Raw genomic sequence first — 3,859 nt, 5'->3', positions numbered from 1 at the left:
CGACCGCGACCGGGGGCAGCGGCACACCGTCGAGGCCAGGCACGGCCAGAGACGGAACGAAAGTGTTCAAGCTTTTTCGCACGTTAGGCAGATATATACCGCAAATCAAACACGAAACGGGCTTCTCACCCTTGTGCCGCAACGAACTCGGCGGTGTCGTGCGGTTCAGCGTTCCTCGTCGGGGAGTCGCCCCTCGTCGAGGTCCACGGTGAACCGTTCCAGCCGCCTTGCCGCGTCGGCGAGATCGTGCTTGGCCGCGGCCGTAATGACCAGCAGCTTCCGGGTCAGCGCCATCCGTACGCCCTCCGGGACTTGCAGTGCGCGCACTTTTGCGTGCGCTTCCTTGAGTTGGCCCGCGACTGCCGCATAGAGCTCGAGTTGGCCGTCGTGTTCCATGCACAGATTGTGCCATCTGGGGCGAGTTGTCGCCTGCGCAGGGGACAACTGCCGCCGCAAACGGCCGTCCGGGCACGCGCGGAAGTCGCGGCTGTACACCTCGCGTACCCCGGCAACCACCGGCATAACATGGGAAGTTGAGCGACGCCCTCCGGACGGACAGGGCCGTTCGGGTGCAGACACGGCTGTACCCCCGATCGGGCTGATCGGGGGTACAGAGGGGGTGTTGCGGTGGCCGAAAGTCGCCTTGTTCAGAGGCGGCGGATCGTGCTTCGGATCAGAGCTGGACCGTCTGCGGCTTGAAGGCGGGACGCTTCGCCTCGTACGCGGCGATGTCCTCCTCGTTCTGGAGGGTGATCGAGATGTCGTCGAGGCCGTTCAGCAGCCGCCAGCGGGAGTTCTCGTCCAGCTCGAAGGAGGCGGTGACGCCCTCGGCGCGCACCTCGCGGGCCACCAGGTCGACGGTGATCTCGGCCTGCGGGTCCTTCTCCGCGAGTTCCCACAGCGCGTCCACGATCTTCTGCTCCAGAACGACCGTGAGCAGGCCGTTCTTGAGCGAGTTGCCGCGGAAGATATCGGCGAAGCGGGAGGAGATCACGGCCTTGAAGCCGTAGTTCTGCAGCGCCCAGACGGCGTGCTCACGGGAGGAGCCGGTGCCGAAGTCGGGGCCGGCGACCAGGACGGTCGCGCCCTGCCGCTCGGGCTGGTTGAGCACGAACGACTCGTCCTTGCGCCAGGCCTCGAACAGCCCGTCCTCGAACCCGTCGCGCGTGACCTTCTTGAGCCAGTGGGCGGGGATGATCTGGTCGGTGTCGACGTTGCTGCGGCGCAGCGGGACGGCCCGGCCGGTGTGGGTGGTGAAGGCTTCCATGGTTCTCAGACTCCAGCGGGCGTACGGTCGTCGGCGGCGGACAGGTCGGCCGGGGAGGCCAGGTGGCCGAGGACGGCGGTCGCGGCCGCGACCTGCGGCGACACCAGGTGCGTCCGGCCGCCCTTGCCCTGCCGGCCCTCGAAGTTGCGGTTGGAGGTGGACGCGGAGCGCTCACCCGGGGCCAGCTGGTCGGGGTTCATGCCCAGACACATCGAGCAGCCCGCGTGCCGCCATTCGGCGCCGGCGTCCTTGAAGACGACGTCCAGACCCTCGGAAACGGCCTGCAGACCGACCCGCGCGGAGCCCGGGACGACCAGCATCCGTACGCCGTCGGCGACTTTGCGGTCCTTCACGATCTCGGCCGCTGCACGCAGGTCCTCGATGCGGCCGTTGGTGCAGGAGCCTACGAAGACGGTGTCCACCTTGATGGAGCGCAGCGGCTGCCCGGCCTCCAACCCCATGTACTCCAGGGCCTTTTCGGCGGCGAAGCGCTCCGATGCGTCTTCGTACGAAGCAGGGTCGGGGACGGACGCCGAAAGGGGTGCGCCCTGGCCGGGGTTGGTGCCCCAGGTGACGAACGGCGCCAGCTCGGTGGCGTCGATGACGACCTCGGCGTCGAACTCGGCGTCCTCGTCCGTCCTGAGCGTCTTCCAGTACTCGACGGCCGCGTCCCAGTCGGCGCCCTCGGGGGCGTGCGGACGGCCCTGGAGGTACGCGAAGGTGGTCTCGTCCGGGGCGATCATGCCCGCGCGGGCACCGGCCTCGATCGACATGTTGCAGATGGTCATGCGGGCCTCCATCGAGAGCTTCTCGATGGCCTCGCCGCGGTACTCCAGGACGTAGCCCTGGCCGCCGCCGGTGCCGATCCGCGCGATGATCGCCAGGATCAGGTCCTTGGCGGTGACACCGTCGGGCAGTTCGCCGTTGACCGTGATCGCCATGGTCTTCGGGCAGGACATCGGCAGCGTCTGGGTGGCCAGCACGTGCTCCACCTGCGAGGTGCCGATGCCGAACGCCAGCGCGCCGAAGGCACCGTGCGTGGAGGTGTGCGAGTCGCCGCAGACGACGGTGGTGCCGGGCTGGGTCAGGCCCAGCTGCGGGCCGACGACGTGCACGACGCCCTGCTCGACGTCGCCCAGCGGGTGCAGGCGCACGCCGAAGTCGGCGGCGTTCTTGCGCAGCGTCTCCAGCTGGACCCGGGAGACCGGGTCGGCGATGGGCTTGTCGATGTCGAGGGTGGGGGTGTTGTGGTCCTCGGTGGCGATGGTGAGGTCGAGGCGCCGCACCTTGCGGCCGGTCTTGCGGAGGCCGTCGAAGGCCTGCGGGCTGGTCACCTCGTGCAGCAGGTGCAGATCGATGAAGAGAAGGTCGGGCTCGCCCTCGGCGCGCCGGACGACATGGTCGTCCCAGACTTTCTCCGCGAGTGTCCTACCCATCGCTGTTCCCTCCGGCCGACGACGATCCGCCGGCCCAACTAGAGATCTTGAGGAGGCGGGCCCGCGCCCCTGGATTCCGGGCATCCGCCGCCAGGCCCGTACGTCACGGGCCGTTGTGACTTCGTGTCTTCAAGAGTGGCGGGTTCCACGGAAAATTGAACTTGCGTTTCACAGAGTGAGACGCGAGTATCGTTTCATGGACAACAGTAGCGGCGTCGGCGTTCTGGACAAGGCGGCCCTCGTCCTGAGCGCTCTGGAGTCCGGTCCGGCCACCCTCGCGGGCCTGGTCGGTGCCACCGGACTGGCACGACCCACGGCCCACCGCCTGGCCGTGGCCCTGGAACACCACCGCATGGTGGCGCGTGACATGCAGGGCCGTTTCATTCTCGGCCCTCGCCTGGCAGAACTCGCCGCGGCCGCGGGTGAGGACCGTCTCCTCGCCACCGCCGGCCCGGTGCTCACCCATGTCCGTGACATCACGGGCGAGAGCGCGCAGCTCTACCGCCGCCAAGGCGACATGCGGATCTGCGTCGCCGCGGCGGAGCGTCTGTCCGGACTCCGGGACACGGTCCCGGTCGGCTCGACGCTCACGATGAAGGCCGGCTCCTCGGCGCAGATCCTGCTGGCCTGGGAGGAGCCGGAGCGGCTGCACCGCGGCCTGCAAGGGGCCCGCTTCACGGCGACGGCCCTGTCGGGCGTACGGCGCCGGGGCTGGGCCCAGTCGATCGGCGAGCGCGAGCCGGGTGTCGCGTCCGTTTCCGCGCCGGTGCGGGGGCCGTCGAACCGTGTGGTGGCGGCCGTGTCGGTGTCCGGGCCGATCGAGCGTCTGACGCGTCACCCGGGGCGGATGCACGCGCAGGCTGTGATCGATGCGGCCGGGCGCCTCTCCGAGGCGCTGCGACGGACTGGCTGAACTGACGGGGTGCTCTCGGGGAAGGTCGGCCTCAACGCCGCGGCAGGCTTTCCCCGGCTCAGCGCCATGGCAGGGACGGTTTCGTCGTCGGGTGCGGGCCCGGAAGTGGTTGCTCGCGCAGTTCCCCGCGCCCCCAAGAAGGTATGCGCGAAGAAGGCCCCCCACCGAAGTGGAGGGCCTTTCTCGTATGTACCCCCGACCGGATTCGAACCGGCGCTACCGCCTTGAGAGGGCGGCGTGCTA

General features: G+C 69.1%; 4 protein-coding genes and 1 tRNA gene (1 of these 5 only partly in view). 1 reads left to right on the top strand and 4 read right to left on the bottom strand.

Translation table 11 applies throughout. The annotated features are described in order from the left end of the window. Positions 1-165 precede the first annotated feature (165 nt). The 3 genes from ACWIF2_RS27245 to leuC all read right to left on the bottom strand — a co-directional run bounded on the left by ACWIF2_RS27245 (position 166) and on the right by leuC (position 2,703). Positions 166-396 carry an SCO5555 family protein gene (locus ACWIF2_RS27245; protein WP_382496977.1) on the bottom strand — a complete coding sequence of 77 codons (231 nt, stop codon included), beginning with the start codon at positions 394-396 and terminating at the stop codon, positions 166-168. Between the two features lie 277 nt (positions 397-673). Further along, positions 674-1,267 (bottom strand): 3-isopropylmalate dehydratase small subunit, encoded by a 594-nt coding sequence (gene leuD, locus ACWIF2_RS27240; RefSeq protein ID WP_454363324.1) that lies wholly within the window; start codon positions 1,265-1,267, stop codon positions 674-676. 5 nt (positions 1,268-1,272) lie between these two features. Next, positions 1,273-2,703, bottom strand: coding sequence for a 3-isopropylmalate dehydratase large subunit (leuC, locus tag ACWIF2_RS27235; protein WP_454363322.1), 1,431 nt, complete (start codon positions 2,701-2,703; stop codon positions 1,273-1,275). Between the two features lie 196 nt (positions 2,704-2,899). On the opposite strand from leuC, the gene ndgR reads away from it, so the two are divergent. Continuing rightward, the gene (ndgR, locus tag ACWIF2_RS27230) at positions 2,900-3,616 is read left to right on the top strand and encodes an IclR family transcriptional regulator NdgR (protein ID WP_184598579.1); all 717 of its coding nucleotides are present in this window, start codon (positions 2,900-2,902) and stop codon (positions 3,614-3,616) included. 190 nt (positions 3,617-3,806) lie between these two features. Here the strand turns inward: ndgR and ACWIF2_RS27225 are convergent. Then, positions 3,807-3,859: transfer RNA gene (locus ACWIF2_RS27225), tRNA-Glu, on the bottom strand (it continues 157 nt past the right edge of the window).

This window comes from Streptomyces sp. NPDC055506, from assembly GCF_053643595.1.
This window is presented reverse-complemented; position numbering and strand designations above follow the sequence as displayed.

What these genes read in the sequence shown, in the direction of transcription:
- ACWIF2_RS27245 (WP_382496977.1), bottom strand. Translation starts at nt 396, where the DNA reads ATGGAACACGACGGCCAACTCGAGCTCTATGCGGCAGTCGCGGGCCAA.
- leuC (WP_454363322.1), bottom strand. Translation starts at nt 2,703, where the DNA reads ATGGGTAGGACACTCGCGGAGAAAGTCTGGGACGACCATGTCGTCCGG.
- ndgR (WP_184598579.1), top strand. Translation starts at nt 2,900, where the DNA reads ATGGACAACAGTAGCGGCGTCGGCGTTCTGGACAAGGCGGCCCTCGTC.
- leuD (WP_454363324.1), bottom strand. Translation starts at nt 1,267, where the DNA reads ATGGAAGCCTTCACCACCCACACCGGCCGGGCCGTCCCGCTGCGCCGC.